Source organism: Actinomyces sp. oral taxon 897 (genome assembly GCF_002999235.1).
Taxonomy (GTDB): Bacteria; Actinomycetota; Actinomycetes; order Actinomycetales; family Actinomycetaceae; genus Actinomyces.
Genome location: NZ_CP027236.1, coordinates 874,697 through 892,819 on the forward strand (window position 1 = coordinate 874,697; position 18,123 = coordinate 892,819).

The following is an 18,123-nucleotide window of genomic DNA, read 5'->3' on the forward strand; positions in this document are numbered from 1 at the left end:
AAGATTGTCGAATAGAGACCTGTTAGCTCCGTTTCCGCTCAGAATCGGTCAGTTCTCGGTCTACCACAGCAGGGTCGGGTCGAGCTCGCAGCGTACCGGCTCCTCGCGGTGGACGGAGGCCTCACGCAGGCGCAGACGCAGCATCCCGGCCAGGTCCCGGCCCCGGGAGCGGGGGGCGCGCAGCAGGGCGCGCAGCTGCTCGCCCCGGGACGGCTCTCCCCCGCCCCCGGGAGCGGGCACCGGCCCCAGGACCTCAAAGCCCTGGGCCGCCCCCGCGGCCAGGAGCCGCTCCACGGAGCGCCGGGGCCCGTCGAGGCGGGCGGCCCTCCACGCCGGGGGCAGGTGCAGCCCGGCGCGCTCGGCCAGCTCACGACGGGCGTAACCGGCCTGGTCCCACCGCAGGAGCGCCTGGGCCGCCCCGGGCTCGGGCCCGCCCAGCAGGATGACCCTCGCCCCGGGACGGGCCAGGGCGACGGCGTTGCTCCACAGGCGCAGGGCCTCGCTGGTCGCACCCAGCTCGGGGCGCGCGGACAGGGTGGCGGCGTCCAGCAGCAGGACCGCGCCGTAGCCGCCGGGGGCCGACGGCTCCGCCCCCGGCGTGGCCACCACCAGGCGCGGCTCGTCGTCCACGGTCGCCACCACCCCGTGGTCCTCCCGGGCGCCGGAGACCAGCACGGGCACCCCGGGGAAGGCCCGGCCCAGCTCCTCGCCCGTACGGGCGCTGCCCACGCCCACCATACGCAGGCCGGTGGCCCCGCAGGCGGGGCAGGACCAGTCCCGGGTGCGCCGGGCGCACCACCGGCAGGTGGTGGTCCCGTCCCGGTCCATCCCCAGGGGCCCGGAGCACAGGGCGCAGCGGGCGGCGGCCCGGCAGGCGGCACAGGCCACCACCGGGACGTAGCCGCCGCGGGGCACCTGGACCAGGACCGGCCCGCCGCGCAGGGCCTCACGCAGGGCGCGGTGGGCCAGGGAGGGGACGCGGGCGGCCCCGGAGGCCCCCTCGGCCTCCAGCTCGGGCCCGGGCACCTGGACCCGGGCCACGGCGCGGCGTACCAGGGCCCGGGGGGCCGCGACCTCGCGCGCCCAGCCCGCCTCCACGTAGGACTGGGCCTCCACGCTGCGGGAGTAGCCGGCCAGGAGCAGGCCGCAGCGCTCAGCGCCCGCGCGCAGGGCCACGACGGTACGCGCGTGGGTGTAGGGGGCCCTGGGCTCGTCCAGGCGGTCGTCGCCGTCGTCCCAGACCACGGCCAGGCCCAGGTCCGCCACCGGTGCGAAGGCGGCCGCGCGCGTCCCCACCACGACGCGCGCACGCCCCAGCAGGATCCGCACGAAGGTGCGGTAGCGTCGGCGCGCCCCGTGCTCGGCGCTGAGGACCGCCACCCCCTCGCGGGGGAGCTCCTGGCCCAGGCGCGCCGCGAGGGCCTCGGCCTGGGCGGTGGTGGGCACCAGGACCAGGACGCCCCGGCCCGAGGCCAGCGTCGTACGGGCCGCCTGGGCCAGCAGCTCCTCCCAGGGATCCACCTGGGGCCCGCCGGGCAGCACGCAGGCCACGGCGCGCGGGGCGCCCCCGGCGGCCAGGGCGGCCAGGAAGCCGGGGCCGCCGTCGTAGGCCCGCCAGCCCGTGGGGCTGGGGGCGGGCAGGCCCCAGTCAGGTAGCGCGGGAGGGTCGGCGGCGCGCTCGGTGGCCTCGGCGTCGGCGTGGCGGGCGGGGACGGCCAGGCGCACGACGTCGGCCCGGGTCCCGGCGGCACGCTCGGCCACCGCCTCCACCAGGGTCCGGGTGGCCCGGGTCAGGACCGGCAGGTCGGAGACCACCCGCCGCAGGGGGGCGAGCCTGCCCGCGTGGGTGGTGGTGTCCCCCCGCTCCCACACCCAGCCGTGGATCTCCTGGCCCCCCAGGCGCACCACCACGCGGGTGCCGACCTGGGCGGCGGCGTCCAGGCCGGTGGGGACCAGGTAGTCGAAGGTGCGGTCCAGGTGGGGCACCGGGGAGTCCAGCAGGACGCGGGCCACCGGGTGGGACACCCCGGCCAGGGCCACGGGGCGGCGGGCGGGCGCGGGGGCCGCCAGGAGCACGCCCTGCTGCGCGACCTCGCTGCTCACCGGGGCACCACCACGGGGTCTCAGACGGCGTCGGCCAGGGCCCGGGCCCGGTCCGTGGCCTCCCAGGTGAAGCCGGGGCGGCCGAAGTGCCCGTAGGCGCTGGTGGACCGGTAGACGGGGCGCAGCAGGTCCAGGTCACGGACGATGGCCGCCGGACGCAGGTCGAAGACCTCCTCGATAGCCGCCTGGATGCGCTCCACCGGCACCGTGTGCGTCCCGAAGGTCTCCACGTACAGGCCCACCGGGCGGGAGGAGCCAATGGCGTAGGCCACCTGGACCTCGCAGCGCCGGGCCAGGCCGGCGGCGACGACGTTCTTGGCCACCCAGCGCATGGCGTAGGCCCCCGAGCGGTCCACCTTGGAGGGGTCCTTGCCGGAGAACGCCCCCCCGCCGTGGCGGGCCATGCCCCCGTAGGTGTCCACAATGATCTTGCGTCCGGTCAGGCCCGCGTCCCCGGCCGGCCCCCCGATGACGAACTGGCCCGAGGGGTTGACCAGGACGTCCCCCTCGTCCCAGGCCAGCTCCGTGCCCGCACGGGCCTGGGCCTCCAGGACGGGGCGGATGACCTCCTGGGTGAGGGCCGCGCGCAGCCAGTCCTGGGAGCGGTCGGGGTCGTGCTGGGTGGAGACCACCACCGTGGCCAGGCTCACGGGCCGGTCCCCGTCGTAGCCGACGGTCACCTGGGTCTTGCCGTCAGGACGCAGGCCGGGCACGACGCCGCGCCTGCGGACCTGGGCCAGGCGCTCGGCCAGGCGGTGGGCCAGGTGGATGGGCAGGGGCATGAGCTCGGGGGTGTCGGTGCAGGCGTAGCCGAACATGAGCCCCTGGTCCCCGGCCCCCTGACGGTCCAGCGGGTCGGCGGTGCCGCCCTCGCGCACCTGGAGGGCCTTGTCCACGCCCGCGGCAATGTCCGGGGACTGCTGGCCGATGGACACCGACACCCCGCAGCTGCGACCGTCGAAGCACACGTCCGAGGAGTCGTACCCGATGCGCACGATCTCGCTGCGGACAATGTCGGGGATCTCCACGTAGGCCTCGGTGGTCACCTCCCCGGCCACGTGCACCAGCCCGGTGGTCACCAGGGTCTCCACGGCGACGTGAGCCTGGGGGTCCTGCGTGAGGATGGCATCGAGGATGGCGTCCGAGACACGGTCACAGACCTTGTCGGGGTGCCCCTCGGTGACGGACTCAGAGGTAAAAAGGCGCAGGCTGGAGTTCACGCACGCAGTCTAGCCGGGGGCACCGCCGCCGGTAAGACCCCGGGCGCGAGGGGCCGGGAGGAGGACGGGGCGCGGGCCCCTTTTAGGAGCGCCCGGGCAGGTAGCGGGCCAGGAGGCCGACCAGCGCCTGCGCCACCTGCTGCTTGCTGCCCCGGGCGCGGGCGACCTCGTGGCCCTGGGCGTCCAGGACCACGACGGCGTTGGGGACGTCCCCGAAGCCGAGGTTCTCCCCCACCGCGTTGACCGCCAGCAGGTGGGCCCCCTTGCGCCGGGCCTTGGCCGCCCCGTGGGCCAGGACGTCGCCGTCCTCGTCACCGGTCTCGGCGGCGAAGCCCATGACGACCAGCCCCGCCCGGGGCGGGTCCTGCACGAGCCCGGCCAGGACGTCGGGGTTCTCCACCAGGGTGATCACCGGCGGGGGCTCCTCGGCCGGGCGCTCCCCGCCGCCCTCCGGGACGTCGCCGCGGGGCAGGGCGTGCTTCTTGATCTTGGTCGCCTGGGCCCGGGCGGGCCGGTAGTCGGCCACGGCGGCGGCCATGACCACGGCGTCGGCCTGCGCGGCGGCCTGGCGGACCGCCGCCTCCATCTCCACGGCGGTACCCACCTGCCGGACGCCGACCTGCGCGGGCAGGTCGGCCAGGACATCCTGGCCCACGTAGGCGGCCACCAGGGTGACCCGGGCCCCTGCGCGGGCTGCGGCGGCGGCCAGGGCCACCCCCTGGCGCCCGCTGGAGCGGTTGCCCAGGAAGCGCACCGGGTCCAGGGGCTCGCGCGTGCCTCCCGCGGAGACGACGACGTGGCGCCCCCGGAGGTCCCCTCCCCCTCGGCGTCGGCGTCACTCCCGGCCGGCCCCCCGAGGAGGTCGAGGGCCTGGGCCACGACGTCCTCGGGCTCGGGCAGGCGCCCCACGCCGGAGTCGGCGCCGGTCAGGGGCCCGCTGGCGGGGTCAATGACCCGCAGGCCGCGACGGCGCAGGGTGGCGACGTTGTCCACGGTGGCCGGGTTGAGCCACATCTGGGTGTGCATGGCCGGGGCCAGGACCACCGGGGCGGTCGTGGTCAGGACGGTGGCGGTGAGCAGGTCGTCGGCCCGCCCCGCCGCCAGGCGGGCCAGGAGGTCGGCGCTGGCCGGGGCGACCAGGACCAGCTCGGCCCACTGGCCGACCGCCACGTGCTCCACGGCCTGGGGGTCGTCGAAGAGGCCGGTGGACACCGGGTGGGCGCTCACGGCCGCCAGGGCGGGGGCCCCGATGAACCTCAGGGCCGCCGCGGTGGGGACGACCCTGACCTCGTGGCCGGCCCGGCGCAGCAGGCGCACCAGGGCCGGGGCCTTGTAGGCCGCGATCGAGCCGGACACGCCCAGGACCACGTGCCGCCCCCGTCCCTGGCCGGCACCCGCCTCCGGGCCCCGGGAGCGCGGCTCAGAACCGGACGTCATCGGGGTTGACGGTCCCCCCGTCCACGCCCCCGTCCAGGGAGCCGCCGGAGTCCATGGAGATCGTGATCTCGGGGAACGCGTCGTCCTCCTCGGCGGCCCTGCGCGCGGCCTCCAGCTCGGCGCGACGGGCCCGGGCGGCGTCCCCGGTAATGACCTGGAGCTTGTCCGCGGCGATCTCCCGCAGGGCGACGCTCAGGGGCTTGTCCTCGATGTCGGCGTCCACGAGGGGGCCGTAGAAGTCGAACTGGTTGTCGTTGAGCTGCTGGGTGTAGGAGTTGATCTGCCGTGCGCGCTTGGCGGCCTCCACCACGAGCCCGTACTTGGAGTCGACCTTCTCCAGGAGGTCGTCAATGGGTGGGTTGGTAATACCCTCGGGCTGGGGAGAGGTACCGAGCATGTGCGTTCCTTCCGGGTGTGGGCCGAGCGTGTCGGCAGACGCTGCGTCGGGACAGTCTAGTCCGCCAGGCCCAGGATACGCTCCAGCTCGTCGGTGGCACGCGACACGGTGTCATTGACCACCACCTGGTCGAACTCCCCCTCAGCGGCCAGCTCGGTGCGCGCGGTGGCCAGGCGGCGCCCCTGCTCCTGCGGGGACTCGGTGCCCCGCCCGACCAGGCGGGAGACCAGCTCCTCCCAGCTGGGAGGGGCGATGAAGACCAGCCGGGCACCGGGCATGCGGCGGCGTACCTGCCGCGCCCCGTCCAGGTCGATCTCCAGCAGGGCGGGCCGGCCGGCGTCCAGGCGCTGCTGGACCGGGCGGCGCGGCGTGCCGTAGCGGTGGGCGCCGTGGACCACGGCCCACTCCAGCATCTGCCCGTCCGCGACCAGGCGGTCGAACTCCTCCTCGGAGACGAAGTGGTAGTCGACGCCGTCAACCTCACCGGGGCGGGGGGCGCGGGTGGTGGCCGAGACCGAGACGAACAGATCCGGGTGCCGGCGCCGCAGCTCGGCCACGAGGGTGCCCTTGCCCACCGCGGTGGGGCCGGCGATGACGGTGAGACGGGACGGGGAGGGGACGTCGCTCATGGGACCATCATGGCCCAGCTACCGGGCCCGCGAGCGCGACCGTGCCGGGGGCTGGGACGCCCCCGGCACGGCAGGCTCGGCTGCGGCTCCTAGCCGAAGCGGCGGACGAGCTCGGCACGCTGGTGGGCGCCTAAGCCGCGCACACGCCGGGACTCGGAGATCCCGACCTCCTCCATAATGGTACGGGCCGTGGTGGCGCCCACACGTGGCAGGGACTGGAGGAGGGCGAGGGCCTTCATCTTGCCCAGGACCTCCTCCTGGTCGGCCTGCTCCAGAAAGGCGGAGAGCCTCATTGAGCCCCCCTTGAGCGCCGCTTTCACCTCCGCCCTGCGTGCGCGTGCCGCGGCCGCCTTGGCTAAGGCGTCGGTCCGTTGCTCAGGTGTCAATGTGGGTAATGCCATGACCTGCTCCTTCTCATTGGGTACGGTGGGCCGATACGATGTTAGGTTACGGCCATGTGAGGGGCACCGCATCTCGAGGGCGTGTTTTCGGGACAGGTGGTGAGGCGCTCCACCCGGGGCGCCGAGGACGCCGGGGCTAAGGGCGCCGGGCCAGCGTGTCGGGGGCGCCGGGCCGCGCGGCCCGGCTCAGGGCCGCAGGACGGCGCCCACCCGGGCGGCCTGCCGGGTGGCCTCGGCGCGTATGGCCCCCGGGTGGGGGCCGGCGCTCAGCACGGCGCGGGATGTCGAGGCCAGGACGTGGCGGCGGGCCGCCCCGAAGACGGCCTCCAGCTCGGTGGCGCCGGCCCCCTGGGCGCCCACGCCCGGGGCCAGCAGCGGCCCGCCCACGGCGGCCAGGTCGATCCCCAGGCGCGTGACGGCGTCGCCCACGGTGGCGCCGACCACCAGTCCCACGCTGCCCAGTGTCCCGGCGGCTACCGCGGCGGCGTTGGCCCGGGCCACCCCGGTGGCCACGGCCGCGGCCACCGCCTGCCCGGAGGCGTCGCGGGCGTGCTGGACGCCGGCACCCTCGGGGTTGGAGGTCAGGGCCAGGACGAAGGCGCCCCGGCCGGTGCGCTCCGCCGCCTCCAGGGCGGGGGCCAGGGAGCCCAGGCCCAGGTAGGGCGAGAGGGTGACGGCGTCGGCCGCCAGGGGGGCGTCGTCGGCCAGGTAGGCCTGGGCGTAGCCGGTCATGGTGGAGCCGATGTCCCCGCGCTTGACGTCCAGGACGCACAGGGTGCCGGTCTGGCGCGCGGCGGCCAGGACCTCCTCCAGGACCGCTATGCCGGCGGCCCCGTGGCGCTCGAAGAAGGCGGACTGGGGCTTGAGCGCGGCCACGTGCCCGCCTACCGCCTCGATGGTGCGCAGGGCGAAGTCCCGCAGGCCGGCGGGCGTGTCCGGCAGGCCCCAGTCGGCCAGGAGGGAGGGGTGGGGGTCGATGCCCACGCACAGGGGTCCGTGGGTGTCCATGGCGGCCTCCAGGCGGGCCCCGAAGGGGCGTGGGGGCCGCCCCGGCACGGGCGTGTGGTGTGTCATAGCCATTCCTCCTGCTGGTGTCCTGCGCGTCGGGCGGCGCGGGCGGCGTCGTGCTCCTGGAGGCTGCGGACGGTGTTCCAGTACTCGCTGGGCCGCAGGCGTACCTCAATGGCCTGGACGGCGGCCTGGAGCTCCTGGACGGTGGTGATAATCGGCTTGTCGGCACCGGTGGTGGCGGCGCGGATGGAGTAGCCGTCCGAGCGCGGTCCCTGCCCCTTGGGGGTGTTGACCACCATGTCCACGGCCCCGGACTCGATGAGTCCCACGATCGTCTGCTCCCCGTGGGGGCCCACGCCCTCGCTGAGCTTGCGTACCACGGTGGCGGGGATGCCGTTGCGTCGCAGCACCTGGGCGGTGCCGGTGGTGGCCAGGACGGTGAACCCCAGCTCGGCCAGGCGGGCCACCGGCAGGATGACCGCCCGCTTGTCCCGGTCGGCCACGGAGACGAAGACCGTGCCCTCACTAGGCAGGCCGCCGTAGGCCCCTGACTGGGACTTGGCGAAGGCCCGGGGGAAGTCCACGTCGTAGCCCATGACCTCGCCGGTGGAGCGCATCTCCGGGCCCAGGAGGGTGTCGACCACCCGGCCGTCGGGGGTGCGGAAGCGCTTGAAGGGCAGCACCGCCTCCTTGACCGCGATGGGGTCGAGGGGGTCGGAGGCGGCGGCGTCGTCGGCGGGCAGGAGGCCGTCTGCCCTCAGTGAGGCGATCGAGGAGCCGGCCATGAGCAGGGCGGCGGCCTTGGCCAGCTGGACCCCGGTGGCCTTGGAGACGAAGGGCACCGTGCGGCTGGCCCGGGGGTTGGCCTCGATGACGTAGAGGGTGTCGCTCATGAGGGCGAACTGGATGTTGATCAGCCCGCGTACCCCCACCCCGGCGGCAATGGCCTGCGTGGAGCGGCGGATCCGGGCGATCTCGGTGTCCGACAGGCTCATGGGGGGCAGGACGCAGGCGGAGTCCCCGGAGTGGATGCCGGCCTCCTCAATGTGCTCCATGACCCCGCCCAGGAACAGCTCGGTGCCGTCGTAGAGGGCGTCGACGTCGATCTCGACGGCGTCGTCCAGGAAGCGGTCAATGAGCAGCGGGCCGGTGCCGTAGGCGCCCCCGGGCTCGGCGGCGGCGCGGTGCAGGTAGTCCGTCAGGCCCGTCACGTCGTAGACGATCTCCATGCCGCGCCCGCCCAGCACGTAGCTGGGGCGTACCAGGACCGGGAAGCCGATGGAGCGGGCCACCGCCAGGGTCTGCTCGTCGCTGCGGGCGGTGCCGTGGGCGGGGGCGGGCAGGCCGGCGCGCTCCAGGACCACGCCGAAGAGCTGGCGGTCCTCCGCGGCGTCAATGGCCTGCGGGCTGGTGCCCAGGACGGGTACGCCCGCGGCCTGGAGGCGTGCGGCCAGGGACAGGGGGGTCTGCCCGCCGAGCTGGACCACCATGCCGGCCACGGGTCCCGCGGCCAGCTCGGCCTCGTAGACCTCCATGACGTCCTCGAAGGTCAGCGGCTCGAAGTAGAGCCGGTCGGAGACGTCGTAGTCGGTGGAGACGGTCTCGGGGTTGCAGTTGACCATGACGGTCTCGTAGCGGTGCGCCAGGGCCATGGTGGCGTGGACGCAGGAGTAGTCGAACTCGATGCCCTGGCCGATGCGGTTGGGGCCGGACCCCAGGATAATGACGGCCTCCCGCTCGCGCGGGGCGACCTCGGTCTCGGTGTCGTAGCTGGAGTAGTGGTAGGGGGTGCGGGCGGCGAACTCCGCCGCGCAGGTGTCCACGGTCTTGTAGACCGGGCGCAGGCCGAAGGCGTGGCGGACCTCACGGACCGTGTCCTCCCCTATGCCCCGCAGCTCGGCGACCTGGGCGTCGGAGAAGCCGTGTCGCTTGGCCCGGGCCAGCACCTGGGGGGTCAGGGCGGGGGCGGCGGCGACGTCCTCGGCGACCTCCTGGAGCAGGAGCATCTGGTCCAGGAACCAGGGGTCGATGCCGGTGGCCCGGGCCAGCTCGGCCACACCGGCCCCCCCGCGCAGGGCCCGCTGGACCTCCAGGAGGCGGTGCTCGGTGGGCGTGGCCGCGCGCCTGACCAGGTCGGCGGTCTCCTGGGGTGTGGGGGCGGGGCCGGACCAGGAGAGGACGGAGCCCTTCTTGTCAATGGAGCGCATGGCCTTCTGGAGGGCCTCGGTGAAGGAGCGGCCGATGGCCATGGCCTCGCCCACGGACTTCATGGTGGTGGTCAGGGTGGGGTCGGCCCCGCGGAACTTCTCGAAGGCGAAGCGGGGGACCTTGACCACCACGTAGTCCAGGGTGGGCTCGAAGGAGGCCGGGGTGGAGCCGGTGATGTCGTTGGGGATCTCGTCCAGGGTGTAGCCCACGGCCAGGCGGGCGGCGATCTTGGCGATGGGGAAGCCGGTGGCCTTGGAGGCCAGGGCCGAGGAGCGCGAGACCCGGGGGTTCATCTCGATGACCACGACGCGGCCGCTGGCCGGGTCCACGGCGAACTGGATGTTGCAGCCGCCGGTGTCCACCCCGACCTCGCGTATGACGGCGATGCCGATGTCGCGCAGGCGCTGGAGCTCCCGGTCGGTCAGGGTCAGGGCGGGGGCCACGGTGACGGAGTCCCCGGTGTGCACGCCCACGGGGTCCACGTTCTCTATGGAGCACACCACCACCACGTTGTCGGCGGTGTCGCGCATGAGCTCCAGCTCGTACTCCTTCCAGCCCAGGATGGACTCCTCCAGGAGCACCTCGGTGGTGCGCGAGTCGGCCAGGCCCTGGCCGGCGATGCGCTCCAGGTCGGCCTCGTTGTAGGCGATGCCGCTGCCCAGGCCCCCCATGGTGAAGGAGGGGCGCACCACCACCGGGTAGCCGCCCAGCTCCCTCACCCCCTGGCGGCACTGCTCCATGGTGCGGGCGATGACGGACCGGGCCACCTGGGCCCCGCAGCGCTCGACGACGGCCTTGAACTCCTCCCGGTCCTCCCCGGCGTTAATGGCCGCCGCCGAGGCTCCAATGAGCTCCACGCCGTAGCGCTCCAGGACCCCGGACTCGGCCAGGGCCACGGCCGTGTTGAGGGCGGTCTGCCCGCCCAGGGTGGGCAGCAGGGCGTCGGGGCGCTCCTTGGCGATAATGGCGGTGACGGTCTGGGGGGTGATGGGCTCCACGTAGGTGGCGTCGGCCACGTCGGGGTCGGTCATAATGGTGGCCGGGTTGGAGTTGACCAGGATCACCCGGATGCCCTCGGCCCGCAGGACGCGGCAGGCCTGGGTGCCGGAGTAGTCGAACTCGCAGGCCTGGCCGATGACAATGGGCCCGGAGCCGATGACCAGGACCGAGGAGATGTCGGGGCGGCGGGGCATGTCAGCTCTCCTCGGGGTCGGTGGTACCAGGGGCGCCGGCGGGGCCAGTGGGGGTGGCGGGGCCGGGCGTGGCCGGGGCGGAGGCACCAGCGGTGCCGCCGGGGGCGGTCGGCGTGGCCGGGGCGGGGCCGGTCGGGGTGGCGCCGCCCGCGCGCCCGGCCCGGGGCCGGGGGTGGGCGCGCATGAGGGCGACGAACCGGTCGAACAGGTGCTCGGCGTCGTGGGGGCCCGCGGCGGCCTCGGGGTGGTACTGCACGGAGAAGGCCGGCAGGTCCAGGGCGCGCAGCCCCTCCACGACGCCGTCGTTGAGGCCGACGTGGCTGACCTCGACGCGCCCGTAGCGTCCGTGGTCGTAGGGCGCCACCGAGGGGGCGTCCACCGGGGCGTCCACCGCGAAGCCGTGGTTATGGGCGGTGATCTCCACCCGCCCGGTGGCCCGGTCGAGGACCGGCTGGTTGACGCCGCGGTGGCCGTAGGCCAGCTTGTAGGTCCCGTACCCCAGGGCCCGCCCCAGGAGCTGGTTGCCCAGGCAGATCCCGAAGAAGGGAATGCGCTCGTCCAGGACCCCGCGCAGCAGCTCGACCTCGTCCACCGCCGCCCCGGGGTCCCCGGGGCCGTTGGAGAAGAAGACCCCGTCGGGGTCCACGGCCAGGACGTCGGCCAGGGTGGAGGACTGGGGCAGGACGTGGACGCGCACGCCGCGCTCGGCCATCTGCCAGGGGGTGCGGTTCTTGACCCCCAGGTCAATGGCCGCCACGGTGGCCACCGGCTCCCGGCCGGCGAAGGCGCCGGAGGGCTCCACGACGTAGGCCCGGGGCGTGGAGACCTCGGCGGCCAGGGCCGCCCCGGTCATGGGCGGGGCGGAACGCACCAGGTCCAGGCACACGTCCAGGGCCGCCCGCGAGGGGCCGCCGGGGTCAGCGGCCCCGGCGGGCAGGGCCGCCCCGGAGAAGATCCCGGCGCGCATGGCGCCGCGCTCGCGCAGGTGGCGGGTCAGGGCCCGGGTGTCCACCTCGCACAGGCCCACCACGCCCTGGGCGTCCAGCTCGTCCTCCAGATCGCGGCGGGCGCGCCAGCTCGAGGCCCGGCGGGCGGGGTCGCGCACCACGAAGCCGGCCACCCAGACGCGGCCGGACTCGGGGTCCTCGTCATTGACCCCGGTGTTGCCGATGTGGGGGGCGGTCATGACCACGATCTGGCGGTGGTAGGAGGGGTCGGTGAGGGTCTCCTGGTAGCCGGTCATGCCGGTGTTGAACACGACCTCGCCAATGGTGCGGCCCGTGGCGCCGTAGGCGCTGCCGACCAGTACGTAGCCGTCCTCCAGGACCAGCAGGGCCGGGCCGCGGCGGCTCACGCCTCCTCCCGCGCCACCGGCTCGCCCGCCAGGACGGTGGGGCGGCCGTGCAGGAAGGTGGCCACCACCTGCCCGGGCAGCTCCATGCCCGCGTAGGGGGTGTTGGCCGAGCGGGTCCACTGGGCGCGCGGGTCCACGGTGCGGCGCACACCGGGGTCCACCAGCGTGATATTGGCCGGCGCCCCCACCTCGAGCCCCTGGCCCTGGTCGGTCAGGCGGCCGATGCGGGCAGGGGCCGAGGACATGACCCGGGCCAGGTCGCGCCAGGTCATGCGCCCGGGGGCCACCATGGTCTCAATGAGCACGCTCAGGGCCGTCTCCAGGCCGGTCATGCCGAAGGCGCCCGCCGCCCACTCGCAGTCCTTGGACTCCAGGGGGTGGGGGGCGTGGTCGGTGCCCACCACGTCGATGGTGCCATCGGCCAGGGCGGCGCGCACCGCCTCGACGTCGGCGGCCGTGCGCAGCGGCGGGTTGACCTTGTACAGGGGCGAGTAGGAGCGGGCCAGCTCGTCGGTCAGCAGCAGGTGGTGGGGGGTGACCTCGGCGGTGACGTCAATGCCGCGGGCCTTGGCCCAGCGGATAATGTCCACGCTGCCAGCGGTGGACAGGTGGCACACGTGCAGGCGGCTCCCCACGTGCCCGGCCAGGAGCACGTCGCGGGCGATGACGGACTCCTCGGCCACGGCCGGCCAGCCGCGCAGGCCCAGCTCGGCGGAGACCGCCCCCTCGTGCATCTGGGAGCCCTCGGTCAGGCGCGGGTCCTGGGCGTGCTGGGCGATGACGCCGTCGAAGGCCTTGACGTACTCCAGGGCGCGACGCATGAGGACGGGGTCGGCCACGCACCTGCCGTCGTCGGAGAAGACCCGCACGCGGGCGGCGCTATGGGCCATGGCGCCCATGTCGGACAGGTGGCGTCCCTCCAGGCCCGCGCTCACGGCGCCCACGGGGTGGACGTCCACCCAGCCGGCCTCCCGCCCCAGGCGCAGCACCTGCTCGACCACCCCGGCGCTGTCCTGCACCGGGGTGGTATTGGCCATGGCGAACACGGCCGTGTAGCCGCCCACGGCGGCGGCCCGGGTGCCGGTGAAGACGGTCTCGGCCGACTCCCCCCCGGGCTGGCGCAGGTGGGTGTGGATGTCCACCAGGCCGGGCAGGGCCACCAGGCCGTCCAGGTCGTGGCGCACCGTGCCCGCGGGCGCCTGGGCGGCGGCGTCGGGGCCGATCGCCGCAATACGGCCGTCGGCGGTCAGGACGTCGGCGGGGTCCTCGCCGTAGGGGCGGACCCCGGTCAGGAGGTGGGCGGTCACAGCTGGTTCCCTTCGTCAGCCAGGAGGAGGTAGAGGGCGGCCATACGCACCGACACGCCGTTGCCGACCTGCTCGATGACGCGCGAGCGCGGGTCGTCGGCGGCCTCGGCGGTGATCTCCAGGCCGCGGTTCATGGGCCCGGGGTGCATGACAATGGCGTGGTCGGGCATGGCCCGGCGCCGGGTGAGGTCCAGGCCGTAGGCGCGCGAGTACTCGTCGGGGCTGGGGAAGAACCCCCCGCCCGCCGCGCTCATGCGCTCACGCTGGACGCGCAGCATCATGACGGCGTCGGGCCGGACGGCCTGGATGGTGGCGTCCAGGTCGTAGGAGACCGAGCAGGTCCAGTTCTCCATGCCCACCGGCAGGAGGGTGGGCGGGGCCACCAGGGTGACCCGGGCGCCCAGGGTGGTCAGCAGGTCCACGTTGGAGCGGGCCACGCGCGAGTGCAGCACGTCACCGACGATGACGACCTCGGCCCCGGCCAGGTCCCGCCCCTGGGGGGCGGGGCTGCCGTCGCCCGCCCCGGTGCCGGGGACGTACCAGCGGCGCAGGGTCATGGCGTCCAGGAGCGCCTGGGTGGGGTGCTGGTGGGTGCCGTCCCCGGCGTTGAGGACGGGGACGTTGATCCACCCGGCGTGGGCCAGCAGGTGGGCGGCCCCGCAGGCGCGGTGGCGGATGACGACGGCGTCGGCCCCCATGGCCATAATCGTCTGGGCGGTGTCCTTCAGGGACTCCCCCTTGGAGACGCTCGAGCCCTTGGCGGAGAAGTTCATGACGTCGGCGCTCAGGCGCTTGGCGGCCGCCTCGAAGGACAGGCGGGTGCGGGTGGAGTCCTCGAAGAAGAGGTTGACCACCGTCCTGCCGCGCAGGGTGGGCAGCTTCTTGACGGCGTGGCGCTGGGTGGCGGCCATGGCCTCGGCGGTGTCCAGGACCATGACGGCCTCGTCGTGGGTCAGGTCCCTGGCGCTGAGCAGGTGCCTCATCGGGTGGCCTCCCGGGGGTCGGTGGCGGGCAGGATGGTGACCGAGTCGGCCGGGGCCCCGAGCTCGGTCAGGGCGACGACGACCTTCTCGGAGCGCGACGTCGGCAGGTTCTTACCCACGTAGTCGGCGCGGATGGGCAGCTCCCGGTGGCCGCGGTCCACCAGGACGGCGAGCTGGACGGCGCGGGCCCGCCCGATCGAGCCCAGGGCGTCCAGGGCGGCGCGGATGGTGCGCCCGGAGTACAGGACGTCGTCGACCAGGATGACGGTCCGCCCGTCGATACCGCCCTCGGGCACCCAGGTGGGCCGGGGCACGCGGATGGGGTGGCGTCCCAGGTCGTCGCGGAACATGGTGATGTCCAGGGTGCCCACGGGCACGGCCGGGGCGGCCGGGGCGGCGGTGGCGCCCGACGCCGCGGCCTGGCTGGCGGTGGCCAGGGCGCGTGCCAGGCGCTGGGCCAGGGGCACGCCGCCGCTGGGGATCCCCATAATGACCAGGTCGCTGACACCCCGGTTGCGCTCAATGACCTCGTGGGCGATCCGCAGCAGGGAGCGGGCGACCTCCGGCTCCCCCAGGATCCTCTTGCCCTCCGGCGGTGCGCTCCCGACGTCTGACAGCTCGGCCATCCCTGGCCTCCTTCCCCGCCTCTCAGGACGGACTTAAAGGGCGTGTGCCAGGGGTCAGGCTACCGCGACCTGGTCCGCTGCGCGCGCCGGAGCGGCGGGGGCGGTGCCGGTGGCGCCGGCGCGGCCGCCTCGGCCCCGCGCCGGCGCCACCTGGTGGGCTACGGGCCGCCCCTGGGCCGCGCGGGCGCTCAGTAGGTCGTACGCGCGTCCCTGGGTCCAGGACCGCCGTGCCCCCGGGCGCTCAGGCGTAGGGGACCTGGGGCCCGGTCCCGGTGCCCAGGGCGCGGATCCTGGCGATCAGGACAATGTGCACGACCAGGAGCACGATCCCGGCGACGGCTGTCGCGGCCAGCATGGCGTCCCCCGAGGAGCGGCTGTCCTCGTAGAGCCCGATGGTGAAGATAATCATGACCGCCGGTACGCCCTGGAGGACGGAGACGGTCAGAAGGCCGCCCATGAGGCCTCCTGCACCGGCCCAGTGCGCGGGCTGCCGCCCCGCGCCGGCGGCCCTCACGCACGCCGTCAGGGCCAGGCCGAAGGAGACGGCCCAGGCCAGGAAGACCGCCGGGGGCACGACAAGGATGCTCAGGACAATAAACATCCCGGTGGCGAACGTGGCGCCTCTCGACCCGGAGCCGCCGGTAACGGCCATGAGGACCATGCCCAGCACGGTCAGATCCTGGATCACGACGGAGACGGTCCCGGTGACCACCGCCCCCAGCCCCAGCCCGCGGGTGGTCCGTCTGCCCCTCTCGGCGACCTCCTCGGGGCTGGGCGGGGCCACGAGCACGTACGGCTGCACGTAGGGGACCCCGCCGGGGCCGTAGGGACCGGGCCGCCCGTAGGCAGGCGGCGTCGGTAGGTGATAGGCCGTGCCGGGAGACGGTGAGCCGGGGGCGGCGTAGGCAGGTGGCGTGCCCGTGTAGGGCTCGACGGCGTTGTACGGGCTGGCGGCGGGAGAGCGGGACGCGGTTCCGTAGGCGCCGGGCTCGTACGGTGACGGGGACTGTCCCATGCTTCAGCTCCTTGGGGACGTACGCCGCCCTTAGGCGGCAGGACGGGGGCTACGGGGACAGCCTAGACGCTGACCGGCCGGCCCGTACGCCGCCCCGGGTCAGTGGTGGCCGGCGAGCAGCTGCGCCAGGCTGAGCGGCCGGCGCCCGGTGAGGCGCTCGACGTCGTCCGTCACGCGGTCGAGGGCACCGGAGGCGATGGCGGTGTAGGTGGACACCCAGGCGTCGACCTCCCAGTCGGGGGCGCCGTAGACCGAGCGGGAGGCGTAGGCCTCCTCAAGGGTCTGCTCACGGTAGACGGTGGGCCGGCCGGTGGCCCTGGTGATGACGGCGGCGGCCTCGGCCAGGGTGAGGGCCTCGGGGCCGGTGAGCTCGTAGACGGCGCCGTCGTGCCGGCGGTCCCCGGCGACGAGGTCGCCGATGACGGCGGTGGCGGCCCGGGCGACGTCGGCCCGTGCCACCGCGCCCACGCGCCCCTGCCCCGCGGGCCCGGCGATGACCCCGTCGACGGCGAGCTCGGGGAGGAAGTCGGCGTAGAAGGAGTCGCGCAGGAGGGTGAAGCCCACTCCCGAGGCGCGCAGGTGCTCCTCGGTGGCCCAGTGGGTGCGCGCCAGGGTGAAGACGGCGTCCGGCGCGGCACCAAGGAAGCTCGTGTAGACGACGTGACGCACCCCGGCGGCCGCGGCGGCGTCAATGAAGGTCCGGTGCTGGGTCAGGCGGTCGGCGGACTCGGAGGCCGAGACCATGAGGAGGACGTCGACGCCTGCCAGGGCGGCGGTGGCGGCCTGGTAGTCACCGTAGGTCGCCACGGCGACGTCCTCGGCCCACCCCGGGGCGCGGGAGGCGTCACGCACCACGAGCCGGGGGGCCGGTCCCTTGGCCCGCAGCTGCTCGGCGACCGCACCACCGACCTTCCCCGTGGCGCCGGTCACCGCGACCAGGGGTGATGGGGACTCGTGCTGGGGCAGGCTCATGCGGGCTCCTGTCGGGGGCTGAACGAACAAGGTCCTGGGGTGGCAACAAGGGGACGCACCGCCGTTATTCCCCTCCCGCGGGGCTGGCGACCCGTGTGGCCGGCGCCCTTAGCGCAGGGTGTCGGCCAGGTCGCCGATACGCCCCAGCAGCCCGGCCAGGAAGCGCGGGGAGTCGTCGGTGGAGAGCATCCTGGCCAGGGTCAGGGCCTCGTCCACGGCCACCGGGACGTCCACGTCGTCGTTGTAGACGATCTCCCAGGTGGCGACCCGGGCGATGGCCCGGTCCACGGCCGGCATGCGCTCCAGGACCCAGCCCTGGGCGTAGGTCTCGATGGTCTCGTCCACGTCCACCAGGTGGTCGGCCACGCCGGCGAGGATCTGCCGGGTGTAGGCGGGGGCCTGGGTGTGGTTGGCGGAGAAGACGGCGCGCTCGGCGGCCAGGGCGCGCAGGCGCCCGGCCGGGCCCGCGTCGGCCTCCTGCCCGGGCTCCCCGGACAGGTCCTCGGCCTGGCCGCCCGCCAGCAGTCCCCGCTGGTCGGCCTCGAAGAGGACCTCGACGGCACGGCGCCGGGCCTTGGTCCGGGCCGTGACCGGGTGCTTGACGGGACGGGTGCCAGCCCGCGCGGGGCCGGTGGGCTGCTGGGAGGGCATTAGTCCGTGACGCGGGAGATGTAGGAGCCGGAGCGGGTGTCGACCTTGACCCGGTCCCCGGTGTTGAGGAACAGGGGGACCTGGATCTCGGCGCCGGTCTCCAGGGTGGCGGGCTTGGTACCGGCGTTGGAGCGGTCGCCCTGGAGGCCCGGCTCGGTGTGGGAGACGGTCAGCACGACGGCGGCCGGCAGCTCCACGAACAGGACGGTCTCGTCGTGGAAGGCCACGATGACGTCCTGGTTCTCCAGCAGGAAGCGGGCGGCGTCGCCCACGGTGTCACCGGGGACGTAGATCTGGTCGTAGGACTTGACGTCCATGAACACGTAGTCGTTGCCGTCCTTGTACAGGTACTGCATGTCACGGCGGTCCACGGTGGCGGTCTCGACCTTGAGGCCGGCGTTGAAGGTCCTGTCCACGGTCTTGCCGCTCAGGACGTTCTTGATCTTGGTGCGCACGAAGGCGGGGCCCTTACCCGGCTTGACGTGCTGGAACTCAACCACCTGCCACAACTGGCCCTCAAGGTTGAGAACCAGGCCGTTCCTCAGGTCGTTCGTCGTTGCCACGAGCGGTTTCCTCACTGTCGCGTTGCGTCTGGGACGCGCTGATCCTACCGCGC

14 protein-coding genes and 2 pseudogenes are annotated in these 18,123 nt (G+C 74.5%); all 16 read right to left on the bottom strand.

Annotated features, from left to right (window positions below; all coding sequences use genetic code 11):
• Positions 1-60 precede the first annotated feature (60 nt).
• The 16 genes and pseudogenes from C3V41_RS03530 to efp all read right to left on the bottom strand — a co-directional run bounded on the left by C3V41_RS03530 (position 61) and on the right by efp (position 18,070).
• A complete protein-coding gene (locus C3V41_RS03530) occupies positions 61-2,103 on the bottom strand; it encodes a primosomal protein N' (RefSeq protein ID WP_254423663.1) in 2,043 nt (680 codons plus the stop codon).
• A 20-nt stretch (positions 2,104-2,123) separates the two neighbouring features.
• Positions 2,124-3,323 carry a methionine adenosyltransferase gene (gene metK / locus C3V41_RS03535; RefSeq protein ID WP_106109126.1) on the bottom strand — a complete coding sequence of 400 codons (1,200 nt, stop codon included), beginning with the start codon at positions 3,321-3,323 and terminating at the stop codon, positions 2,124-2,126.
• Between the two features lie 82 nt (positions 3,324-3,405).
• Positions 3,406-4,760: pseudogene (coaBC, locus tag C3V41_RS03540) on the bottom strand (bifunctional phosphopantothenoylcysteine decarboxylase/phosphopantothenate--cysteine ligase CoaBC).
• On the bottom strand, positions 4,744-5,157 hold the full coding sequence (rpoZ, locus tag C3V41_RS03545; protein ID WP_106109127.1) for a DNA-directed RNA polymerase subunit omega: 414 nt from the start codon (positions 5,155-5,157) through the stop codon (positions 4,744-4,746). Before rpoZ ends, coaBC begins: the two are co-directional and overlap by 17 nt.
• A gap of 56 nt (positions 5,158-5,213) precedes the next feature.
• On the bottom strand, positions 5,214-5,786 hold the full coding sequence (gene gmk, locus C3V41_RS03550) for a guanylate kinase (RefSeq protein WP_106109128.1): 573 nt from the start codon (positions 5,784-5,786) through the stop codon (positions 5,214-5,216).
• An 89-nt stretch (positions 5,787-5,875) separates the two neighbouring features.
• Positions 5,876-6,187, bottom strand: coding sequence for an integration host factor, actinobacterial type (mihF, locus tag C3V41_RS03555; RefSeq protein WP_106109129.1), 312 nt, complete (start codon positions 6,185-6,187; stop codon positions 5,876-5,878).
• A 186-nt stretch (positions 6,188-6,373) separates the two neighbouring features.
• Positions 6,374-7,261 carry an orotidine-5'-phosphate decarboxylase gene (pyrF, locus tag C3V41_RS03560; RefSeq protein WP_106109130.1) on the bottom strand — a complete coding sequence of 296 codons (888 nt, stop codon included), beginning with the start codon at positions 7,259-7,261 and terminating at the stop codon, positions 6,374-6,376.
• On the bottom strand, positions 7,258-10,599 hold the full coding sequence (gene carB, locus C3V41_RS03565) for a carbamoyl-phosphate synthase large subunit (RefSeq protein WP_106109131.1): 3,342 nt from the start codon (positions 10,597-10,599) through the stop codon (positions 7,258-7,260). Before carB ends, pyrF begins: the two co-directional genes overlap by 4 nt.
• A 172-nt stretch (positions 10,600-10,771) precedes the next feature.
• Positions 10,772-11,953: pseudogene (gene carA, locus C3V41_RS03570) on the bottom strand (glutamine-hydrolyzing carbamoyl-phosphate synthase small subunit); the annotation flags it as partial.
• Positions 11,950-13,260 (bottom strand): dihydroorotase, encoded by a 1,311-nt coding sequence (locus tag C3V41_RS03575; RefSeq protein ID WP_106109133.1) that lies wholly within the window; start codon positions 13,258-13,260, stop codon positions 11,950-11,952. The gene C3V41_RS03575 and the pseudogene carA, both read right to left, overlap by 4 nt.
• Positions 13,257-14,243 carry an aspartate carbamoyltransferase catalytic subunit gene (locus C3V41_RS03580; protein WP_106109134.1) on the bottom strand — a complete coding sequence of 329 codons (987 nt, stop codon included), beginning with the start codon at positions 14,241-14,243 and terminating at the stop codon, positions 13,257-13,259. The genes C3V41_RS03575 and C3V41_RS03580 overlap by 4 nt, the downstream gene beginning before the upstream one ends.
• Positions 14,240-14,869 (bottom strand): bifunctional pyr operon transcriptional regulator/uracil phosphoribosyltransferase PyrR, encoded by a 630-nt coding sequence (gene pyrR, locus C3V41_RS03585; RefSeq protein WP_106109135.1) that lies wholly within the window; start codon positions 14,867-14,869, stop codon positions 14,240-14,242. The genes C3V41_RS03580 and pyrR overlap by 4 nt, the downstream gene beginning before the upstream one ends.
• A gap of 241 nt (positions 14,870-15,110) precedes the next feature.
• Positions 15,111-15,884, bottom strand: a complete 774-nt coding sequence (locus C3V41_RS03590; RefSeq protein ID WP_106109136.1) for a hypothetical protein — start codon at positions 15,882-15,884, stop codon at positions 15,111-15,113.
• A 99-nt stretch (positions 15,885-15,983) separates the two neighbouring features.
• Complete coding sequence (locus tag C3V41_RS03595; RefSeq protein WP_106109137.1) at positions 15,984-16,856, bottom strand: SDR family oxidoreductase; 873 nt, start codon at positions 16,854-16,856, stop codon at positions 15,984-15,986.
• A gap of 108 nt (positions 16,857-16,964) precedes the next feature.
• Positions 16,965-17,507: a transcription antitermination factor NusB gene (gene nusB, locus C3V41_RS03600; RefSeq protein ID WP_106109138.1), complete on the bottom strand. Its 543-nt coding sequence runs from the start codon at positions 17,505-17,507 to the stop codon at positions 16,965-16,967.
• The gene (gene efp, locus C3V41_RS03605) at positions 17,507-18,070 is read right to left on the bottom strand and encodes an elongation factor P (protein ID WP_106109139.1); all 564 of its coding nucleotides are present in this window, start codon (positions 18,068-18,070) and stop codon (positions 17,507-17,509) included. Before efp ends, nusB begins: the two co-directional genes overlap by 1 nt.
• Positions 18,071-18,123 lie beyond the last annotated feature (53 nt).